Consider the following 21,436-nt stretch of genomic DNA (forward strand, 5'->3'; position numbering starts at 1 on the left):
AATGGGTGGGACGCACGCACGACGGAGGGCCCGGACGTTTGTACGTCCGGGCCCTCCGTGCGGGTGACGGCGTCAGCCCCAGGTGAGCAGCCGCTTGGGCTGTTCGAGGATGGCGGCCACGTCGGCCAGCACGCGGGAGCCGAGTTCGCCGTCGACCAGGCGGTGGTCGAAGGAGAGGGCGAGCGTGGTGACCTGACGCGGCTTCACCTTGCCCTTGTGGACCCAGGGCTGGAGCTTGATCGCGCCGAAGGCGAGAATCGCCGACTCGCCCGGGTTGAGGATGGGCGTGCCGGTGTCCACGCCGAAGACACCGACGTTGGTGATGGTCACCGTGCCGCCCTGCATCGCGGCCGGCGAGGTCTTGCCGTCACGGGCGGTGGCGACCAGTTCGCCGAGTGCGGCGGCCAGTTCGGGGAGCGTCTTGTCGTGCGCGTCCTTGATGTTGGGGACGATCAGACCGCGCGGGGTGGCGGCGGCGATCCCCAGGTTGACGTACGACTTGTGGACGATCTCCTGCGCGGCCTCGTCCCACGCGGCGTTCGCCTCGGGGTGCCGCTTGAGGGCGACCAGCAGGGCCTTCGCGACCAGCAGCAGCGGGCCGACCCGTACGCCCGTGAAGGCGCGGTCCTCCTTCAGCTCCTGGACCAGCTTCATCGTCCGCGTGATGTCGAACGTCACGAATTCCGTGACGTGCGGCGCGGTGAAGGCGCTGGTGACCATCGCCTGGGCGGTGGCCTTGCGGACGCCCTTGATCGGGATACGCGTCTCCCGGGCGCCGGCGGTCGCCGCGAGCGGCTCGGGCGCGGCCGTCACCGGCGGCAGGGCGGCAGGCGGGGCCGCCGCCGCGCGGATGTCCTCGCGGGTCACCACGCCGTTCGGCCCGGTCGGCACCACGGTCGCCAAGTCGATGCCCAGCTCCTTGGCCAGCTTCCGCACCGGCGGCTTGGCCAGCGGCCGGTCCACCGCCGCCGCACGGTCGTGACCGTTCAGCTCGGCGGCCTGAGCCGGTACGGAGGGGGCCGGTACGTCAGCGGTCGGTACGGCAGGGGCTGGTACGTCAGGGGCCGCCTGCTTGCGCGGACGGCGCGTCGTGGCCGACGGCGCGACGCCGTATCCGACGAGCACCGCCTGCCGCTTGGGCTCGGCGGGCGGGGCCTCGGGGGCGGGAGTCTCCACGGCGGGCGGCTCCGAAGCCGCGACCCCGGCGGACCCTGCGGAACCGGCCGAATCGGCGGACCCGGCGGCCCCGTCCCCCCCGGCGTCCACCACGATGATCGGCGTACCGACATCCACCGTCGTGCCCTCGCCGAAGCGGATCTCGCTCACCACCCCGTCGTACGGAATGGGCAGCTCGACGGCGGCCTTCGCCGTCTCCACCTCGCAGATGACCTGCCCGTCGGTGACGGTGTCACCGACGGCCACGTACCACTTGAGGATCTCCGCCTCGGTCAGGCCCTCGCCGACATCCGGCATCCGGAATTCGCGGAAGCGCTGTGCAGGTGCGGTCATGGTCGTCACAACCCTCTCCTCAGAACGCCAGCGCGCGGTCGACGGCGTCGAGTACGCGGTCCAGGCCGGGCAGGTACTCCTCCTCCAGGCGGGCCGGCGGGTACGGGGCGTGGAAACCGCCCACCCGCAGTACCGGGGCCTCGAGGTGGTAGAAGCAGCGCTCGGTGATCCGGGCCGCGATCTCCGCGCCCGTGCCGTAGAAGACCGGGGCCTCGTGCACGACGACCAGGCGGCGGGTCTTCTCCACGGACGTCTGGAGAGTGTCGAAGTCGAGGGGCGAGAGCGAGCGCAGGTCCACGACCTCCAGGCTACGGCCCTCGTTCGAGGCGGCGGCGGCAGCCTCCAGGCAGACCTTCACCATCGGACCGTACGCGGCGAGCGTGAGGTCGGTGCCCTCCTGGGCCACGACCGCCTTGTGCGGGGAGCCGGGCACGGCCGAGGTGTCGACCTCGCCCTTGTCCCAGTAGCGCCGCTTCGGCTCGAAGAAGATCACCGGGTCGTCGCACTCGATGGCCTGCTGGAGCATCCAGTACGCGTCGGAGGCGTTCGAAGGCGTGATCACCTTCAGGCCGGGGACGTGCGCGAACAGCACCTCGGGCGACTCGCTGTGGTGCTCGACCGCGCCGATGCCGCCCGCGTACGGGATACGGATGACGACCGGCAACTTGATCTTGCCGAGCGCGCGGGCGTGCATCTTCGCGAGCTGCGTGACGATCTGGTCGTAGGCCGGGAAGACGAAGCCGTCGAACTGGATCTCGACCACCGGGCGGTAGCCGCGCAGCGCGAGGCCGATCGCGGTGCCGACGATGCCGGACTCGGCGAGCGGGGTGTCGATGACGCGCCCCTCCCCGAAGTCCTTCTGGAGACCGTCGGTGATCCGGAAGACGCCGCCGAGCTTGCCGACGTCCTCACCCATGACGAGGACCTTCGGGTCGTTGTCGAGCGCCGTGCGCAGCGACTCGTTGAGGGCCTTGGCGATGGACATCTGGGTCATGTCAGCGTCCCTCTCCGGAAGCGGCGCCCTCGGACTCGAACGAGGCCAGGTACGCGGCGAACTGCGCGCGCTCCTCGTCGACGAGCGCATGCCCGTCGGCGTAGACGTTCTCGAAGATCGCCATGGTGTCCGGGTTCTCCATCGTGCGTACGCCGTCGCGCACCCGCTTGGCCAGTACGTCGCTCTCCTGCTCGATCGACGCGTAGTACGCCTCGTCGGCCAGGCCCTGCTTGTCCAGATACGTCTTCAGCCGCAGGATCGGGTCCTTCGACTCCCACTGCTCGCGCTCCTCGTCGGCGCGGTAGCGGGTCGGGTCGTCGGTCGTGGTGTGGGCGCCCATGCGGTACGTGAACGCCTCGACCAGCATCGGGCCCTGGCCGCTGCGCGCGTGCTCCAGGGCCGCACGGGTGACGGCGAGCACCGCGAGGACGTCGTTGCCGTCCACGCGGACGCCGGGGAAGCCGTATCCGGCGGCGCGCTGGTAGATCGGCACGCGGGACTGCTTCTCGGTCGGCTCGGAGATCGCCCACTGGTTGTTCTGGCAGAAGAAGACGACCGGCGCGTTGTAGACGGCGGCGAAGGTGAACGCCTCCGCCACGTCGCCCTGGCTGGAGGCGCCGTCGCCGAAGTACGCGATGACGGCCGAATCCGCGCCGTCCTTGGCCACGCCCATGGCGTAGCCGGTGGCGTGCAGCGTCTGCGAGCCGATGACGATCGTGTAGAGGTGGAAGTTGTTCTCGTTGGGGTCCCAGCCGCCGTGGTTCACACCACGGAACATGCCGAGCAGATTGAGCGGGTCCACGTCACGGGTCCAGGCCACACCGTGCTCGCGGTAGGTCGGGAAGACGTAGTCGTCCGGGCGGGTGGCCCGCCCCGAACCGATCTGCGCGGCCTCCTGGCCGAGCAGCGAGGCCCACAGGCCCAGCTCGCCCTGGCGTTGCAGGGTGATCGCCTCGGCGTCGAAACGGCGGGTCAGCACCATGTCGCGGTACAGGCCACGCAGCTCTTCCGGCGTCAGGTCGATGGAGTATTCGCCGTGCTCGACGCGCTCGCCCTCGGGCGTCAGCAACTGTACGAGTTCGGGCTCGGTGCCACGGCGCTTGGCGCCTGCTGCGCGGGTGGTCCGTCCCCTGCCCTTGGCGGGAGTGGCGGTGCTTCGCCCCCCGCTCCTGGCGGGGGTGGCCCCAGCGGCAGTGCTCTTCACGCTCACGTTCGCTCCTCCGTCTGTCCGGCCCCCGGGATCCGCCGGGCAGCCAGTGTGCGGCTCACCTGGTACGACGCGGCGCACGGGGTGTGTGCGGCATGGCCGAGCCAGGCGTGACAGTGCCCCGGCCACGTGGCCTGCAACAGAGACGTTACCTATAACCCACGCCATCGCGCGAAGCCGTCCGACCTGCGGTTTTGCTTGGAGTTCCTAGTAAATACGCGTTACCGCAGGCCACCGGGACAACCGCACCGTATCCCGGATACGGAAAGTGCGTAAGAGGCGGCGCTGTCGTCCGTGAGAGGCGCGGGCTGTCGTCCGTAAGAGGCGGGGAGCTCCCGGCGGTGCGACGCTGGGCAGGTGCCTGTAGAAGGAAATAGCCCCACAATCCGCGTGTTCCTGCTCGACGACCACGAGGTGGTCAGGCGCGGGGTGCACGAACTCCTCTCGGCCGAGCCGGGAATCGAGATCGTCGGCGAGGCCGGGAACGCCGCGGAGGCGGTGGCGCGCATTCCGGCCACCCGCCCGGACGTCGCGGTGCTCGACGTACGGCTGCCCGACGGCAGCGGCGTCGAGGTGTGCCGCGAGGTCCGCTCGCACGACCCGTCGATCAAGTGCCTGATGCTGACGTCCTTCGCGGACGACGAGGCGCTCTTCGACGCGATCATGGCGGGCGCCGCCGGATACGTGCTCAAGGTGATCCGCGGCAACGACCTGATCGACGCCATCCGCGACGTGGCCGCGGGAAAGTCGCTGCTGGACCCGGTCGCGACCGCCAAGGTCCTGGACCGGCTCCGGCACGGCGGCGCGCGCTCCGAGGGCGACGACCGTACGGCCGACCTGACCGCCCAGGAGCGCCGCATCCTCGACCTGATCGGCGAGGGCCTCACCAACCGCCAGATCGGCGAGCGCCTGCACCTGGCGGAGAAGACGGTGAAGAACTACGTGTCCTCGATGCTCGCCAAGCTCGGCATGGAGCGGCGCACCCAGGCCGCCGCGTACGTGGCCCGCATGCATGCCGAGGGTGACCGGAGGCATATGCCTTAGCACGTCCCAGGGGGTCGGCGCCAGTCCGCGCGGGCGGGGTGTCGCGGTGATCTACGCTTCTGCACGTGACGGGCACGGCGAAGGTGCCGCCGGCGCGGGCTTCGCTGACCGCTCTGCTGCGCCGCTACGAGGACGCGGGTACCCCGCTGACCTGCGTACCCGTTCCCCGGGGACTGCTCAACAAGGGCTACGAGGTGACCACCACCCGCGGCCGGTTCTTCCTCAAGCAGTACGTCGCCCGGGACACCGCGGACCCCGGCGTGATCGCCCGGCAGCACCGCGCGACGCGGGGTCTGGTCGGCCTCGGACTGCCCGTCGCCGCGCCCCTGCCGGACTCCCGCGGGCGTACGGTCGCGCGGCTCGGCGGCCACGGATACGCGCTCTTCCCCTGGATCGAGGGCAGGCACCGCGAGGGCACCGAGCTGACCGCCACGCAGTCGCGGCGGCTCGGCACGCTGCTCGGCATGGTGCACGCCGGGCTCGCCCGCGTGCAGCCGCCCCCGCCGGAGGACCAACGCCACCACCCGAGCGCCGACCCGGACCGTACGTACGCGCAGATCGACGAACTGCTCGCGCTGGTACGCCGGCACCGGCCGCGCGACGCCTTCGACGAACTCGCCGAGCACCGGCTGCTGGAGCGCCGCGCCCTGTTGCGCCGCCACGCCCACCGCCGGCCGCCGGACGCCGACGGGACGGTCAGCGGCTGGGTGCACGGCGACTTCCACCCGCTCAACCTGCTCTACCGCGGTGAGGAGCCCGCCGCCATCGTCGACTGGGACCGGCTCGGTGTGCAGCCGCGTGCCGAGGAGGCGGTACGCGCCGCCGCCATCTTCTTCGTCCACCCGCTGGACGGGCGTCTCGACCTGCGGAAGATCCGCTCCTACGCCCGTGCCTACCGCTCCGCGGCGGGGGTTCCCGTCGCCGAGCTGGCCGCCGCCGTCCACCGCGTCTGGTGGGAACGCCTCAACGACTTCTGGATGCTCCAGTGGCGTTATCAGCGGCGTGACCCCCGCAGTGATCCTCTTTTCCCGCCCGCCTCCGCCCTGGCCGTCTGGTGGACGGCCGAATACGGCGCCGTCATCGACGCCTTCACGTCCTAACGGCCCCCCCGACAAGGGCGCCCTTACGCAGGGCGGTACCCCGAGTTTTTAGGGGCGCGGGGAACTGCGCCACCAGCCCCCACCGGGCTGTCAGCCCGAAAACAACAGCATCTGCCCCACTGGGGCCGGTTTTTCACGGCGCACCATCGCGCTGGCTGAGCGAGCAGTTCCCCGCGCCCCTACGGGGCTCCGACCCGCCGTGCGGGTGGGCTACTCCGCCGGGGTGGCCGCGTCCGACGTCGGCGGGGTCGTCGGCGGGGTGGTGGGGGGCGTGGTCGGAGGGGTGGTGGGGGGCGTGGTCGGCGGAGTCGTCGGCGGGGTCGTGGGGGGCTTGGTGGTCGGAGTCGTCGGCGGGGTCGTGGACGGAGTCGTCGGCGGGGTCGTCGCCGGAGTCGTGGTCGGGTCGGTCTGGTCGGACCCGGTCTCCGTCGGCTCCGTGGACGGCGGGTCGGACGGGGTGCCCGTGTCCTGGGTCACCGACGGCGACGGGGAGTTGGCGGGGGCGCCGCCGTCCCCGCCGGTACCGCGCGTGGCGAAGTAGACGCCCAGCGCGATGGCCAGCACCGCGGCGATGGCGAAGAGCACCGGCTTGAGCCAGCGGTTGCCGCCGCCGCCCGGCGGCCGCTCGCCGTAGCCCTGACCGCCGTCGTCGTCACCGGTGCCGGAGATTCCGGCGAGCAGCGGGGCGCCGAATTCGGCGGTGGTGCTGTTGCCGGGCCGCCCCTGTGCCACGACGGTCGGCGACATGCCGCCGGTCCGGGGGCCCGCGAGGGGGGTGATGACGCCGGTGTTCCACATGCCGCCGGTCCAGCCGCCCTGCTGGACGAGCGCCTGGTGCGCGTACTGGACGACGCCGCGCATCTCCTCGGCGCTCTGGAACCGGTCGTCCGGCTGCTTGGCGAGCGCGCGCAGCACGAGCCCGTCCAGCTCGGGCGGCACCCGGTCGCTGATCTGCGACGGGACCTGCGGCTCGTCCTGGACGTGCTGGTAGACCACCGAGAGCGGCGTCTCGCCGGTGAAGGGCGGACGCAGCGCCAGCAGCTCGTAGAGGAGACAGCCGGTCGCGTACAGGTCGCTGCGGTGGTCGACGGCCTTGCCGAGCGCCTGCTCGGGCGAGAGGTACTGCGGGGTGCCCATGACCATGCCGGTCTGCGTCATCGTGCTCTGGGCGCCGTGCAGCGCCCGCGCGATGCCGAAGTCCATGACCTTGACCGCGCCGTTCGTGGTGATGATCACGTTGGCGGGCTTGATGTCGCGGTGCACGATGCCGTGCTGGTGGCTGTAGGCCAGCGCTTCGAGGACGCCGGAGACGATCAGCAGCGCCTGGTCGACGGGCGGCGGCTCGGCGCTGGAGAGCAGGTCCCTGATGGTGTGGCCCTCGACCAGCTCCATCACGATGTAGGGGACGGTGCCGGTGGGCGTACGGTCCTCGCCGGAGTCGTAGACCGCGACCACCGCGTGGTGGTTCAGACCCGCGACGGCCTGGGCCTCGCGGGTGAAGCGGGCCTTGGAGACCGGGTCCTCGGCGAGGTCGGTGCGCAGCAGCTTCACCGCCACGATCCGGCCCAGGCGTACGTCCTCCGCCGCGAAGACCTCGGCCATGCCGCCGCGGCCGAGCCGCCCGGTCAGCCGGTAGCGGCCCTCGCCGACGACGGTGCCCACGCCCCACTGGCCGGATGTCTCCGACGCTCCGGGGCCCGGGGCCGTCTCTTTGGGGTCGACCATCAGTCCTCGCCGTCGTTCGTACGCGGTCATCGTCCGGGCGGGCGCGCGCGGACGCCCGTATCGTACGGATGCCCCGGAGCGGCCACCGTACCGCTTTCGCGTGCCCCACCGGGCACACGTCCGCGTCACAGCACCTCAATACGGCGGTCCCGCGGGGATACACAGCATGTGCGTGCCCGATGTGCGTCAGGTGACGAGATGGTCAACGAACTTGACGTGTCCGTGCGATGGGCCAGACTTGGCGGGCAAGCTCGGGGACGAATATCGCCACAGGCAACCGCACAGGTACCGGCGCGACCCTCTCCCCGGTGGACTTTCCAGGGGGTAGCGGTACAGATGAGCGGGGACGCCACGCAGGGCGAGTACACGGGGCGCTCGGTCGGCGGCGGGCGGTACGTGCTGCGCGACCTGCTGGGCGAGGGCGGCATGGCGTCTGTGCACCTGGCGCACGACACCGTGCTCGACCGGCCGGTGGCCGTCAAGACCCTCCACACCAACCTGGGCAACGAGCAGTCCTTCCGCGAGCGCTTCCGCCGCGAGGCTCAGTCCGTCGCGAAGCTGAACCACACCAACATCGTCTCCGTCTTCGACTCCGGCGAGGACACCATCGACGGCCAGCTCGTGCCGTACATCGTCATGGAGTACGTCGAGGGCAGCCCGCTCGGCGACGTGCTGGCCGCCGATGTGGCGCAGCACGGCGCGATGCCCGCCGACAAGGCGCTGAAGATCACCGGGGACGTGCTGGCGGCGCTCGCGGTCAGCCACGAGATGGGCCTGGTCCACCGGGACATCAAGCCCGGCAATGTGATGATCACCAAGCGCGGTGTGGTCAAGGTCATGGACTTCGGCATCGCGCGCGCCATGCAGTCCGGTGTCACCTCGATGACGCAGACCGGCATGGTGGTCGGCACCCCGCAGTACCTGTCGCCGGAGCAGGCGCTGGGGCGCGGTGTGGACGAGCGCTCCGACCTGTACTCGGTCGGCTGCATGCTCTTCGAGCTGCTGACCGCGCGGCTGCCCTTCGACGCGGACTCGCCGCTGGCGATGGCGTACCAGCACGTACAGGAGATCCCGCCCGCGCCGTCGACGTTCAACCGCGCGCTGGGCCCGGCCGTGGACGCGCTGGTGGCGCGCGCGCTGCGCAAGAACCCCGCGGAGCGCTTCCCGACCGCGGACGCGATGCACGACGAGTCGGACCGGGTCCTGGCGGCCACGCGGCGCGACACGATGCCGCTGATGTCCGGCTCCGCGCCGCCCACCGGCAACCGCGGCCAGGACGTGGCGGCGTCGGTCTTCCCGTACGCGCAGGGCCCGCTCCAGACCCCGCCGCCGCAGATGCGGACGCCGTACGCGCCGGGCAATCCGCAGCAGGGCGGTTACGGGCAGCCCGCGCCGGCCCCGTCGCTGCCCTCGGCGTACGGCTACCCGCAGCAGTCCCCGACGCCGCCGCCGACCCCGGCGTACACCATGGCGCCCCAGATGCAGCACCAGCAGCACCAGCAGCAGATGCCGCAGCAGCGCGCGGGCGGTCACCCGGGCGGCGGCATAGGCGGCCCCGGCGGTGTCGGCGGCGGCACCGGTGGCGGCGGGAAGTCCAACACACCGCTGATCGCGGGCGCGGCCGTCGTGGTCGTGGCCATCGCGGTGATCGTCGCGATCGTCCTGGCCAACAGCGGCGGCGGCAAGGGCAGCCCCAGCGCGGACGACCAGTCGGGCGGCCCGACGACCTCGTCCTCGACCCAGGCGTCCGACGACCCGACCACGGGCACCGGCGCGGGCGACGTCGTGAACGGCGACCAGAGCCGCACGATCGACCCCGACAAGTGCACCAAGGCGCACAACGACCTGATCTCGAACGACCCGGACGTCATGACGATGCCGGACTTCACGTCGATCTACGTGGACTCGGTCGTCGCCTGCATCAAGGCGGCGGGCTGGCAGTACACGATCAAGCAGACCGACGAGCAGCAGTGGGGCAAGGGCGCGGTGACCAGCCAGACCCCGAAGTATCTGGAGGACTACAACCCGAAGAAGGGCGGCAAGGTCACCATCTGGGTGTCCACCGGCAAGAGCTCGAACTGACCGGGCCCCCGCCGGTGCGACACCTCACCGGCTCAGATGCGGATATAAGGCCGGACGAGAGATCCGGACGAGAGATCCGGACTAGAGATACGGGCCCGAGCGGGCGCCCTGGTTGCCGCCGTCGTCCTCCTCGTGGCCGCCGGCGCCGGGCGGCAGGGCGCGCCGCATCTGTTCGAGCTGGGCGCGGGCCGCCATCTGCTGGGCGAACAGCGCGGTCTGGATGCCGTGGAAGAGCCCTTCGAGCCAGCCGACGAGCTGGGCCTGGGCGATCCGCAGCTCCGCCTCGCTGGGCACGCTGTCGTTGGTGAAGGGCAGCGAGAGCCGGTCCAGCTCCTCCACCAGCTCGGGCGCGAGCCCGGCCTCCAGCTCCTTCACCGAGCTGGCGTGGATCTCCTTCAGGCGTACGCGGCTGGCCTCGTCGAGCGGCGCCTGGCGCACTTCCTCCAGCAACTGCTTGATCATGCTGCCGATGCGCATGACCTTCGCGGGCTGCTCGACCATCTCCGTCACCGGGATCTCGCCGTGCTCGCCGCCGTCACCGGTCGGCGCGCCTCCCAGGGCCATTCCGTCGGAACCGACGATCAGGACCTGCTGATTCGGTGAGTGCTGCGGATTCTGCGGATTCTGCGAGCTTTCCGGCGAGCGTTCGTTCATCGCGTTCATCGGCATCTCCATACCGCCATTGTCCCTTAGGACGCGCGGCGGCGTCGGCCAGGTCCCGTCTCCCGTACGGGGCCCGGCCGACACCGCCGCCTTCCTCCGCGCGCGCCCCGGTTTACGGCTCCGCGCGGCGGGCGAGCTGGGTGCGCGAGCGGGTGACCAGGGCCGCGAGCAGAGCGGCGCCGAGCGGCACGGCGACGATCAGCAGGGCCAGCGTGCTCCACGGGACGACGATCGGCACGTGCGGCAGCCTGCTCGTGCCGCCCCAGCCCCCGTCCAGCGCCTGGTGGTAGTACTTCCACTGCTCGCGCCGCTCGGTGTGCCGCAGCCCCACCGCGGGCAGCACGCCCGCCGCCGAGCCGAGCACCACGCCCATCGTGGCGATCACCCCGCACTGGAGGCCGGAGAGCGTGCGCCGCACCCGCGGCGGCGCGCCGATCGCGGCGAGCGTCTTCAGATCGGGCTCGGCGTCGGCCTGCGCGAGGCCGGTGGCGATGCCCGCGGCGCCGATGGTGACCAGGCCCGCGAAGAGCGTCAGGGCGAGCAGCACGAGGCTGTTGTCCCTGGTGTAGCCGCGCTCCAGATAGACCTCCGTGTCGGTGCCGATCTTGGCGAGGTCGCTGTCCAGCGCCTGCCGCTCGGGGCCGTTGGGCATCCGGGCGTTGGTGTAGAAGGAGCCCAGCGGCATCGTGTCGATCCCGACGCCGTCGGCGGCCTGCTGCGGCATCACGGCCAGCAGCCCGTACGTCCGGTCACGGCCCTCGGCCGCCAGGTGCACCGGCACCGACTTGACCGGGCCGACCGGCTCCTGTCCGTCGGGCACCGCCTTGTTCGTGTCCAGGGTGATCTTCAGCTTGAGCGTGCCGCGGTCGAGGTACCCCTTGTCGAACAGCACGGTCTCGCCGCGCGCCAGCGCCTGTTCCGCGTCCCCGTCCCGGATGCCGAGGGCGTGCAGGACGGCCGGGCCGCCGATCAGGACGGCGCTGCTGGTGGGCATGGCGGTCAGGCCCTCCACGTACGCGCAGCGCCAGTCGTGGGCCAGGGCACGGCGCTCGGCCAGGGTGAGCGCGGTCGCGCCCTCCGGCCGGTCGGTCGGGCACACGTTGGCGGCCGGCTTCACCGGCTGGACGTCGCCGCAGCCGTCGCCGCCACCGCCGCCCGCCTGGCAGTTCTTGCCGCCGACGACCATCGCGGACACGTCGGCGCGGCCGGAGACCGGGTAACGCTTCTCGACCGCCGCGCGCACCGCGGTCAGGTCACGCCCGCGGTCGCTGTAGGCCGCCACCGCCACGACGCCGCGCGGCAGTTGGGCCTCGTACGCGTCCCTGTCCTGCCGGTCGGCGCTCGCGGAGTACGTGGCGACCGCGACCGTACCGGCGACGGCGGCCAGCACGGCCGCGACCGCGGGCGCCGTACGGCCCCGGTTGCGCACCGCGTCGCGCAGCGCGAGCCGCGGGGACAGCGGCAGCCACTTGCCGGTCCTGCCGAACATGCCGACCAGAGTGGGGGTGAGCGCGACGATGCCCAGCTCCGCGATGCCGGAGCCGCCGCCGACCGCGAGGGTGCTGTCGGTGCGCAGCGAGCCGAAGACCGCGATGCCGCCGCCGAGGCAGATCGCGCCGATGCCGAGGACCGGCAGCACGCGGTTGGCGTGCCGCACACCGCGCCGCCCGGTCAGCGACGCCAGCACGCTCTGCCGGGACGCGGTGACCGCGGGCACGACGGCGGCCAGCAGACCGGTGAGTACGGCCAGGCCCGCGATGCCGAGCAGTTCGAGCGGGCGCAGCGTCAGACCGCCGAAGCGGCGGCCGACGAAGTCCTCCAGCGGGGAGCGGAGCAGGACGGTGAGCAGCAGGCCCAGCAGGGTGCCGACGACGGCCGCGGCGACGCCGATCACCAGGCCGCCGGAGAGCACGATCGCCCGGATGTGGCGGCGGTCGCCGCCGTTGGCGCCGACCAGGCCGAGCTGGCGGCGCGAGCGCCGCGCGCCGACGGCGAAGGCGGGACCGGCCAGCAGGCAGATCTCCAGCATCGACAGGCCGACGATGGTCGCCGCCACGGCGACGGCCGTGGCCTTCCCCGTGTCGCCGGTGCGGTAGGGGGCGCTGCCGTTGCGCGACTTCGTGTAGAGCGGCACTTCGGAGTCGGCGGGCGGGTGCAGCACCACCGCGCGGGACTTGACGTAGATGCCCCGGGTGTTGGCTTGCTGCACCATCTGCCAGGAGTAGTCGCCGCTCGGCAACCCCACCAGGTAGGTGGTGTAGGCCGAGTCGTCCTCGCCGTTCAGCGCCTTGCGCGCCGCGGTGTAGGGCGCGATGAAAGCGCCCGGCCGCGCGATGACCTGCTCGGTGCCGAGCGTGTCCGGCAGGTCGTACGCGCCGACGATCTTGTACGTACGGTCCACGTCGCGGACGACGAGCTTCGAACCGACCTTCAGACCGGCGGACTTGAGGAACGCGGTGGTGGCGATGACCTCGTGGTCGGCCGCCGGGTAGCGCCCGCGGTCCAGGTGGGTGATGCCGCGCGCCAGCGGGTCGCCCGCCTCCAACTCCCGCACGGGGGCGGCGAGCAGACCGTACTTCGTCTTGAAGCGGGCGTAGGTCTGGGAGTCGGAGATCCAGCGCGCGCCCCGGGGCAGCGCGGTCAGCGGGTCGGTCGGCTTCGGGGTCTCCTGCTGTTCCGCCAGGTCCGCCGCCGACGGCGTGGCGTCCGGGTCCGCGGTGGCGTCCTTCACCGAGGTCCAGATGTCCGCGGGCGGGTCCTGGTAGATCGGCCGCCCGTTGGCGTCGGCGTCCGCAAGGCGCGCGTCGGCGGCGCCGATGTCTCGGCTCAGCTTCTGCTCCGGGCTCAACTGGGAGCTGCGGATGGTGATGTCGGCGGCGCTCACGCCGATGATCGGCAGCGCGATCATCGCCAGCACCATCGCGCTGCGGCCCTTGGAGCGCCAGGCGTCACGGCGGGCGATGCGGATGGCGGCGCGCCACGAGTTGAGGTTCCCCGCGCGGGCGCTCGGGCCGCGGTCCTGCGAGGCGGCGCGGTCCTGCGAGGCGGCGGGGTCCTGCGAGGCGGCGCCGCTCACTGGGCCGCACCGCCGGTCAGCAGCGACTCGGCGGAGGAGCGCAGCGTCATGTCCACGACGGAGCCGTCCCGCAGGAAGACCACCCGGTCCGCCCACGCGGCGAACCGCGGCTCGTGCGTCACCAGGATGCCCGCGGCGCCCGCGTCACAGCGCGAGCGCAGCAGCGCCAGTACGGTGTCGCCGGTCTCCGAGTCCAGCGCGCCGGTGGGCTCGTCCGCCAGGACGAGGCGGCGGTCGCCGACCAGCGCGCGGGCGATGGCCACCCGCTGCTGCTGGCCGCCGGACATCTCGTCGGGGAAGCGGTCGGCCAGCTCGCCCAGGCCCATCTCCTCCAGCGCGGCGACCGCCTCGCGGCGCGCCTTGCGGGCGCCGGTGCCGTCCAGCTCGCGGGGGAGTGCCACGTTCTCGGCGGCCGTCAGCGCCGGTATCAGGTTGTAGTCCTGGAAGACGTAGCCGATGCTGCGGCGGCGCAGGGCCGCGATCTCCTTGCGGCTGGCCGTGGTCAGGTCCGTGCCTTCCACGATCACCCGGCCGGACGTCGGCAGGTCGAGGCCGCCCGCGATGGTCAGCAGCGTGGACTTGCCCGAGCCCGAAGGGCCCATCACGGCGACCAGTTCCCCCGGACGCACGTCCAGGTCTATCCCGCGCAGCGCGTGCACCTCGGTCGCTCCGGTGCCGTGCACGCGGGTGAGGGCTTCCAGGCGGAGGACGGGCGCTTCCGGCGGCGCGGCTTCGGTGTGCGGCTTTACGGACATGGGCGGTGCGTCCCCCAGGGTCGTGGAGTGCTCGTGCGGCGAAGTGCTCGGGTGCTGGTGTGCTCGGGTTTCGGCGTGCTCGGGTTTCGGGGTGCTCGGGTGGCGGTGGTCCGGCCGCTGGTCGGGCGGGCCGGTCCTGGCCGGGAGGTGGCCGCGCGACGCGGCCGGGCGCAGGGGTGGGGCGTACGGGGTGGGGCGTACGGGGTCGGGCTTAGGTGCCGGACGTACGGGCCGGACGTACGCGGTCAGGCGTACGGGGCCGGGTGCCGGTCGGCGCGCGGCTCAGCGGCGGGCCCGTGTCCGCCTCAGCGCGCCGCGCAGCACCCCGTCCGGCGCGGCGTCCTTCTCGTCGCCCTTCCCGTCGTCCAGGCCGCCGCCGTCGGCGGGGTCGGCGGAACCGGCGGGATCGGGAGTCGGGGCCGGTGCGGCGGCCTCGGCCGTCGGCGCCAGCGCCGTCAGCCGTACGAGCCGGGTCTCGCAGTGGTCGAGCCACCGCGCCTCGGCCTCCGCCTGGAAGATGAGCTGGTCGAGAACGAGCTGCCAGGCCACGTCGTCGCGGTCCGGCGCCCCGCTCTGCGCGGGCGCCGCCTCCAGCGCCTGGCCCTTCAGCCGGGTGTAGTCCTGCATCGCCCGGATGGTGTGCGCGCGCTGCGCCTGGATGACGGCCCGCACGTCAACCTCCGGCGATCCGACCGCCATGGCCAGCTTGATCGCCAGCTCGTTCCGCGGCGGATTCGCCCGGTCCACGGGCCGGGCGAACCACTCCCGCAGCTCACCCCGCCCGCCCTCCGTGATGGCGTACAGCGCGTGTCCGGCGTCGTCCTCGCCCGCCGGCACCACCAGCCCGTCGCGCTCCAGCCGCGCCAGCGTCGTGTACACCTGCCCCACGTTCAGCGGCCAGGTGGAACCGGTGCGGGACTCGAACTCTGTTCTGAGCTGGAAGCCGTATCGCGGCCCCCGCTCCAGGAGGGCCAGCAGGCCGTGGCGGATCGACATACTGAGTATGTATACCGAGTATGGACCCGCCTTTCAAGGCCGCGGCGACCCGTCCAACCGGGCACAACGGGACATGAGGGGCGCGTGCGACCGCCTCGGGGTCAGTCGCGGCGCAGGCGCAGGCCCAGGAAGCCGAGACCCAGGCCGACCAGGGCGAGGCCGGCGCCGAAGGGGAGGATGCGCAGGACGCGGCGGCCGGGCTCGTAGACGGCGGGAGTCTGCGCGCGGGCCTGGGTGCGGGCGGCGTCGGGTGCTGCGGGCGCCGAAGGGCGCGGCGGGGCCTGGGCGGGCCCGCCGTCGGGGACCAGGAAGGGCGCGGAGCGCGCGGCGCCGTAGGTGGACCGTACGGGCGGGGTGAGCGGCGGCCTGGCGGCCCCGTCGCCCGGTACGGACGTCGGTGTCGGGACCGGTGGCCGCAGCGGGCCCGCCGGGGTGGCGGGAACGGCGGGGGAGGCCGGGGGCCGGACGCCGACCGTGGGGTCGGGGGCCGGCTTGGCGGCCGGAGCGGTGGGGGTGGGGGTGGGGGTGGCCGGAGCGGTCGGCTCGGTGGTGGGCTCCTCCGTCACCGACGGCCCGCTGGGCCCGGTGGTCGGCGCGGCGTCCTGGCGTCCCCCGTGTCCGGGGCCGCCGACCGTCTCGTGCCGGCCGACGAGGCCGGGGACCAGCCCGGTGAGCACCTCGGTGACGATGTCCGCGCCCGGCGCCGGGAGCGGACGGACCGCCGGGGCCGTGGGCTCGTCGGGCCCGGGCGCGACCGCCCACGCGGAGCCCGTCGCCATCACCGTCGCCGTCGCCGTCGCCGGAACGAGCAGCGCCCCCGCGAGCAGCACGGGCGCCGCCCTCCGTATCGCGCATCGCCTGTCGGGTGCCCGCCGCACACGTCCCGCCTCTCCACCGAACCCTGTGTGGATTCAGCGTCACACGCGGCAACATTTCCGGCATCCCGGACGGCCGGCTCCGTATCGGACCGTTATCCGCGAGAGGGCGTGTTCATGCCGTGGTCAGGAGCACTTTTCCGATGTGGGTGCTGCCGTCCACCACGCGGTGCGCCTCGGCCGCGTCCCGCAGCGGGAGCGTACGGTCCACGACCGGCCGTACGGTTCCGGCCTCGATCAGCGGCCACACGTGCTCGCGTACCGCCGCCACGATCGTGGCCTTCTCGTCCAGCGGCCGAGGCCGGAGCGAGGTCGCGGCGACGGCGGCGCGCTTGCTCAGCAGCGTGGCCAGATTCAGCTCGCCCACGAGGCCGCCCTGGAGGCCGATGACGACCAGGCGGCCGTTGACCGCGAGCGCGTCCACGTTCCGCCCGAGGTACTTCGCGCCCATGATGTCGAGGATCACGTCGGCCGTGACGGCCTTCTCGAACTCCTGCTCGCGGTAGTTGATCAGGATGTCCGCGCCCAACTCCCGGCAGGCCGCCAGCTTCTCGGCGCTCCCCGCCGTGACGGCGACCGTCGCCCCCACTGCCTTGCCGAGCTGGACCGCCATCGTGCCGATCCCGCTGGAGCCGCCGTGCACCAGCAGCGTCTCGCCGGGGCGCAGGTGCGCGGTGAGGAACACGTTCGACCACACCGTGGCCGTCACCTCGGGCAGCGCCGCCGCCGTCACCAGGTCGATCCCCTTGGGCACCGGCAGCAGTTGGCCCGCCGGCACCGCCACCTTCTGCGCGTATCCGCCGCCCGCGAGCAGCGCGCACACCTCGTCCCCGACCCGCCACCCCGCGACCCCGGAGCCCACCTCGACGATCCGCCCCGAACACTCGAGACCCGGATACGGCGACGCCCCCGGCGGCGGCTCGTAGAACCCCTGCCGCTGCAACAGATCCGCCCGGTTCACCGCCGTCGCCGCCACCTCGACGACGACCTCGCCCTCCCCCGCGACCGGATCCCCCACCTCCGCCCACGTCAACACCTCGGGCCCGCCCGGCTCCGGAATCGTCATCGCATACATCCCCCGAGGCTACCGCCGCCCTCAGCCCCCCAGCCCGCCACGGCCCCACCCCGCCGTTTCCCTTGCGCCGGACGGCCCGCCGAGTCTCTCCGGGGGCACGGCCCCCGCCGGTTCCTTTGCGCCGGACGGCCAGCCGATCTTTCAAGGGGCGCGGGGAACTGCGCGACCAGCCCCCACCGTGGCGCGGCCGAAAAAACCGGCCCCAGCGGGGCAGATGCCGTCGTTCCCGGGCTGACAGCCCGGCGGGGGCTGGTCGCGCAGTTCCCCGCGCCCCTAAAAAAACACGCCCTGCGCGCCTGGCGCACCGGCCGAGGCGAAGGAGACGCGAGGGGCCGCGCCCCTGAAAGGGGGGTTCTGCGCACGTGCGGGTGGGGGCCTAGGCGAGGGGCGGGCCGGCGGGCCCGGCACGGTGGATGGCGATCACGCGGTCGGTGAGAAGCAGAGGCGCAGCCTCCGGATCGTCGTGGTCGAGAAGCCGATGCCCCCGCTTGACCGACACGACGAGGTCGTGGAGGTCACGCGGCGCCTGCCCCGCCTCGGCCTTGGTCACCGGCCGTTCGATGAGATCGAGCCCGCTCCCGTAAGTGATGAGGTCGTCCATGACGACCCCGACGCTGGGGCTGAGCATGGACAGCCCGAGAAGCCGCCCGGCGGCACTGGAACTGGTGATGACGGCGTTGGCCCCGGACTGCCGCAGCAGCGGCGCGTTCTCCTCCTCGCGGACGGACGCGACGATATGGGCGCGCTTGTTGAGCTGACGCGCGGTCAACGTGACGAGCACGGCGGTGTCGTCGCGCTGCGCGGCGATGACGATCTCCTTGGCGACCTGGGCCTCGGCCCGCAGCAGCACGTCGTTGCGGGTGGCGTCGCCGACGACGGCGACGTACCCCTCGTCCGTCGCGGCCTGCACGACCTTGGGGCTCGGGTCGACGATCACGATCCGGCTCTGCGGGATGCCGCGGCCGATCAACGTCTGGGCCGCCGACCGGCCCTTGGTCCCGTATCCGACGATGACCACATGATCGCGCAAGGTTCTCCTCCAGCGCTTGAGGCGGAACTGCTCGCGGGTCCGCTCGGTCAGCACTTCCAGGGTCGTCCCGACCAGGATGATCAGGAAGATCACGCGCAACGGCGTCACCAGGAAGGTGTTCGCGAGCCGGGCGCCCGTACTGTACGGGACGATGTCGCCGTAGCCGGTCGTCGACAGCGTCACCGTCGCGTAGTAGAGCGAATCCAGGAACGACACCGAGCCGTTGGCGTTGTCGTGGTAGCCGCCGCGGTCGAAGTAGACGATCAGGACGGTGGCGAGCAGGACCAGCAGCGCCATCAGCAGGCGGCGCGAGACCTGGAGCAGCGGGCCCGCGGCGGGACGCGGGAAGGCCACCCGGCGGTACCCCGCCGTACCGGCGGAGATCGCCGCCGAGGCGCTGCCGTCGCCCGTGCCGTCGGCGCTGTCCGCGCCGCCGGGGGGAGGATCGGCGCGACCGGCCGCCGCGTCGTACCGGGGCAGTTTCATATCCCGCTCCCCATCATGTGCCGCTCACCTTCATATACCGGTGTCGTCCACCGGTCCGACGACGTATCGCTTCGCGTACGGGATCACGTACCACGTGACATGGGCTGACGGCGGTCACGTACCCCGTACCTTCACGTATCGAGCACCACCGCGTACGCACCGGGGTGCCCTCACGTGCCGCTCCCCCACGCCAGCGCGAGCGCCCCGGTGTCGAGTACGGCCGTGTCGTCGCCCGCGCGGGCGCCGCCGGGCGGGATCACGGCCATGCCGTCGGCGGCGGCGAGGCCGCGGAGCATGGCGGGGCCGGAGTAGGTGAGCGGGCGCGCGGCGGAGTCGTCGTCGAAGACCACCGGGACGAGCCGGGTGTCGACCGGGTGACCCGGCACGTCGGCGGTGAGCGGGGCCGCGTACGGGGCCGGTACGGGGCGGCCCGCGAGGGTCCGCAGCAGGGGGGCGGCGAGGGTCAGGACGCCGGACACGGCGGCCAGCGGGTTGCCGGGCAGCCCGATGAGGTGGGTGCCCGAGGGGAGTTCGGCCAGCACCATGGGGTGTCCCGGGCGGACGGCGACGCCGTCGACCAGCAGTTTCGCACCGAGCGCGGCGAGGACCGGGTGCAGGTGGTCGACCGGTCCGCCCGCGGTGCCGCCGGTGGTGACCACGAGGTCGGCGGTGCTCTCGCGGACCGCCCTGCGCAGGAGGTCGGCGTCGTCCACCAGCCGCCGTACCGCCACCACTTCGGCGCCGAGCGCGCGCAGCGACGACGGGAGCATCGGGCCGAGCGCGTCCCGTACCCGCCCCGACCTGGGCAGGCCGTGGTCCAGCAACTCGTCGCCGAGGACCAGGACTTCGACGCGCGGCCGTACGGTGACGGTCAGCTCGTCGTAGCCCGCGGCGGCGGCCAGACCGAGTACGGCGGGCGTCACGACGGTGCCCGCGGGCAGCAACTCCTCGCCGCCCCTGCACTCCTGGCCGCGCATTCTGACCTCCTGGCCCGGCGCGGGCGCGGGGTGCGGCGACCGCACCTGCAACCACTCGCCGTCCGTGCGGCGCTGCGTCCAGCCGTGTTCGCTGCGCAGCACCGCGGTGGTGCCGGTCGGCACGGCGGCGCCGGTCGCGATGGGGGCGGCGTGGCCGACGAGCAGCGGCTCCGCCGGGCGCTGCTGTCCGGCGAGCACCGAGGCGCCGCGCAGCCGCCACGGGCCCGGGCCCGCCACCGCCCAGCCGTCCATCGCGGAGGAGTCGAACGACGGCAGGTCCGTCAGCGCCGTCAGCGCCCTGGCCAGCGTCATGCCCAGCAGGTCCTCTCCCAACTCCCGTGTTTCGGAGCCGAGTCGGCGGCCGACGCGGCGCGCGATCCGCCGCGCCTCGGGCCACGGCACGGCGTCGGCGGGGGAGGGGAGCGGGGGTTGGGGCTGGGGCTGGCGCTGGGGTTGGGCGGGTGCCTGCGCGGGGGCCGGGCCCTGGACGGGGGGCCGGGGCGCGGGGCCCTCCGGGGTGGGGGCGGTGTCGTCCCGGCCGTGGCGGAGGGCGACGGACAGCGGGTCGTTACGGTCCTGGCCTCCGTAACCGGCCGCGCTGGCGGCGGTACGGCGCGACTCGTTGGCCAGGGCGAGGGCGTCGTCGAGCGCGCGGTCGGCCGCGTCGGAGGCGCGCGGGTCGGAGGCGCGCGGGTCGAAGGCGCGCGGGTCGAAGGCGCCCGCGCCGGGACGGGTGCCGCTCATTCCGCCGGTTCCGGGTCGGTGCCGGGGGTGCCGGGGGTGCCGGGCTTCCGCGCGTCGGCCTCCTGCGCGTCGGCCTCCTGCGCCCAGCGCACGGCCAGGGCGGCGGCCTTGTCGGCCGCCTCCCGTACGGCCTCGGGGCCGCCGCCCGCGCGCGCCGCCGCGTAACCCACCAGGAAGGTGGTCAGCGGCGCGGCCGGACGAGCGACGCCGTGCGCCGCGTCGCGGGCCAGATCGAGCAGGACGCCGGTGTCCACGTCCAGCTCGATACCCAGTTCGGTCTTGGCTGCTGCGATCCATTCGTCCAACACAGGGCCATGGTCCCTGAAACCTGGCTCGCTGTGGGACAGGCTCACCCCTCGGACACCCCGTCCAGCCGTGCCCGCGCCACCGCCACGTCCTCCCACGTATCGCAGTCGAACGACGCGTCCCCCGTCGGATCGGCCCGCCTGCGCACCACCAGCTCCCGTGTCAGCAGCCGCAACGGCAGCCCCGCCAGCCCGCCGTGCTCCCCCTTCAGCAGCGCCACCTCCCGGCGCAGCGCCTCCCCCCAATACGCCCCCGCCAACGGCTGATCCCGCCCTCCCGCGTCGGTGAGCAGCACCCCTTCCGTCCCGGTGCCGAGCGCGCCCAGCGCCTCCACCAGGCCGGTCACGGCGCCGACCGTCAAGAACGGCAGATCGGCCGCCAGCACGACGACGATTTCCGGCGCGGGAAGCGGCGGCCCGGATGGGGCCAAGTGGGCCAACGCGGTCAGCCCGGCGTCGAGCGCGGGCAGCGGCCCGCCCCCCGGCGGCTCCTCCCGCGCCCAGCTCACCGGCCGAATGGTCCCCCGGCGCGGCCCCACGACCACCGTCCGCTCCGCCCCCGCGCACGCCGCCAGCACCCGGTCGAGCAGCATCCGCCCCCCGACCTCCACCGCCGCCTTGTCCACCCCCCCGAGCCGCCTCGCCCCACCTCCGGCCAACACCACCGCATCAAACCCAGTCGCCACCCCCCGAGTATCCCCGGCCCCGGCGCACCCCGATCTTTTTGGGCGCGCCCCCGCGCTGGACGGTGCGCCGATCCTCTAAGGGGCGCGGGGGGACCTCCCAGCGCCCG

General features: G+C 73.3%; 15 protein-coding genes and 1 pseudogene. 3 read left to right on the plus strand and 13 right to left on the minus strand.

Annotated elements, in window-relative coordinates; genetic code table 11:
* Positions 1-72: 72 nt before the first annotated feature.
* From ACZ37P_RS21565 to pdhA, 3 genes are read right to left on the minus strand one after another with little or no spacing between them, the layout of a single operon-like run.
* Positions 73-1,518: a dihydrolipoamide acetyltransferase family protein gene (locus ACZ37P_RS21565; protein WP_467348139.1), complete on the minus strand. Its 1,446-nt coding sequence runs from the start codon at positions 1,516-1,518 to the stop codon at positions 73-75.
* Positions 1,519-1,528: 10 nt separating this feature from the next.
* On the minus strand, positions 1,529-2,503 hold the full coding sequence (locus ACZ37P_RS21570) for an alpha-ketoacid dehydrogenase subunit beta (RefSeq protein ID WP_355336735.1): 975 nt from the start codon (positions 2,501-2,503) through the stop codon (positions 1,529-1,531).
* A 1-nt stretch (position 2,504) separates the two neighbouring features.
* Complete coding sequence (pdhA, locus tag ACZ37P_RS21575; RefSeq protein ID WP_355336734.1) at positions 2,505-3,713, minus strand: pyruvate dehydrogenase (acetyl-transferring) E1 component subunit alpha; 1,209 nt, start codon at positions 3,711-3,713, stop codon at positions 2,505-2,507.
* 381 nt (positions 3,714-4,094) lie between these two features.
* Between pdhA and ACZ37P_RS21580 the strand changes: the two genes are divergently transcribed.
* Together ACZ37P_RS21580 and ACZ37P_RS21585 are read left to right on the plus strand one after the other, a co-directional pair.
* Positions 4,095-4,754 (plus strand): response regulator, encoded by a 660-nt coding sequence (locus ACZ37P_RS21580; RefSeq protein WP_401306025.1) that lies wholly within the window; start codon positions 4,095-4,097, stop codon positions 4,752-4,754.
* A gap of 65 nt (positions 4,755-4,819) precedes the next feature.
* Complete coding sequence (locus ACZ37P_RS21585) at positions 4,820-5,854, plus strand: phosphotransferase (protein WP_401305543.1); 1,035 nt, start codon at positions 4,820-4,822, stop codon at positions 5,852-5,854.
* Positions 5,855-6,064: 210 nt separating this feature from the next.
* On the opposite strand, the gene ACZ37P_RS21590 is transcribed toward ACZ37P_RS21585, so the two are convergent.
* On the minus strand, positions 6,065-7,579 hold the full coding sequence (locus tag ACZ37P_RS21590; protein WP_391158700.1) for a protein kinase domain-containing protein: 1,515 nt from the start codon (positions 7,577-7,579) through the stop codon (positions 6,065-6,067).
* Positions 7,580-7,915: 336 nt separating this feature from the next.
* On the opposite strand from ACZ37P_RS21590, the gene ACZ37P_RS21595 reads away from it, so the two are divergent.
* Entirely contained in the window at positions 7,916-9,661 is a 1,746-nt protein-coding gene (locus ACZ37P_RS21595) for a Stk1 family PASTA domain-containing Ser/Thr kinase (RefSeq protein ID WP_467348142.1), read from the plus strand.
* 81 nt (positions 9,662-9,742) lie between these two features.
* On the opposite strand, the gene ACZ37P_RS21600 is transcribed toward ACZ37P_RS21595, so the two are convergent.
* The 9 genes and pseudogenes from ACZ37P_RS21600 to ACZ37P_RS21640 all read right to left on the minus strand — a co-directional run bounded on the left by ACZ37P_RS21600 (position 9,743) and on the right by ACZ37P_RS21640 (position 21,305).
* Positions 9,743-10,315 (minus strand): bacterial proteasome activator family protein, encoded by a 573-nt coding sequence (locus ACZ37P_RS21600; protein ID WP_391043469.1) that lies wholly within the window; start codon positions 10,313-10,315, stop codon positions 9,743-9,745.
* A gap of 121 nt (positions 10,316-10,436) precedes the next feature.
* Positions 10,437-13,232 (minus strand): ABC transporter permease, encoded by a 2,796-nt coding sequence (locus tag ACZ37P_RS21605; RefSeq protein WP_355336778.1) that lies wholly within the window; start codon positions 13,230-13,232, stop codon positions 10,437-10,439.
* Positions 13,233-13,396: 164 nt separating this feature from the next.
* Positions 13,397-14,155, minus strand: coding sequence for an ABC transporter ATP-binding protein (locus ACZ37P_RS21610; protein WP_355336729.1), 759 nt, complete (start codon positions 14,153-14,155; stop codon positions 13,397-13,399).
* Between the two features lie 282 nt (positions 14,156-14,437).
* Entirely contained in the window at positions 14,438-15,151 is a 714-nt protein-coding gene (locus tag ACZ37P_RS21615; protein ID WP_391158705.1) for a PadR family transcriptional regulator, read from the minus strand.
* A gap of 101 nt (positions 15,152-15,252) precedes the next feature.
* A complete protein-coding gene (locus tag ACZ37P_RS21620; RefSeq protein ID WP_467348144.1) occupies positions 15,253-15,981 on the minus strand; it encodes a hypothetical protein in 729 nt (242 codons plus the stop codon).
* A 160-nt stretch (positions 15,982-16,141) separates the two neighbouring features.
* Positions 16,142-17,101, minus strand: a complete 960-nt coding sequence (locus tag ACZ37P_RS21625) for an NAD(P)H-quinone oxidoreductase (RefSeq protein ID WP_355336726.1) — start codon at positions 17,099-17,101, stop codon at positions 16,142-16,144.
* A 376-nt stretch (positions 17,102-17,477) separates the two neighbouring features.
* Positions 17,478-18,617 (minus strand): potassium channel family protein, encoded by a 1,140-nt coding sequence (locus ACZ37P_RS21630; protein WP_467348146.1) that lies wholly within the window; start codon positions 18,615-18,617, stop codon positions 17,478-17,480.
* 170 nt (positions 18,618-18,787) lie between these two features.
* The gene (locus tag ACZ37P_RS21635; RefSeq protein WP_467348148.1) at positions 18,788-20,338 is read right to left on the minus strand and encodes a molybdopterin molybdotransferase MoeA; all 1,551 of its coding nucleotides are present in this window, start codon (positions 20,336-20,338) and stop codon (positions 18,788-18,790) included.
* Positions 20,335-21,305: pseudogene (locus ACZ37P_RS21640) on the minus strand (DUF6457 domain-containing protein). The gene ACZ37P_RS21635 and the pseudogene ACZ37P_RS21640 overlap by 4 nt, the downstream one beginning before the upstream one ends.
* Positions 21,306-21,436: the final 131 nt, after the last annotated feature.

It is taken from the genome of Streptomyces sp. NPDC024632 (assembly GCF_055559175.1).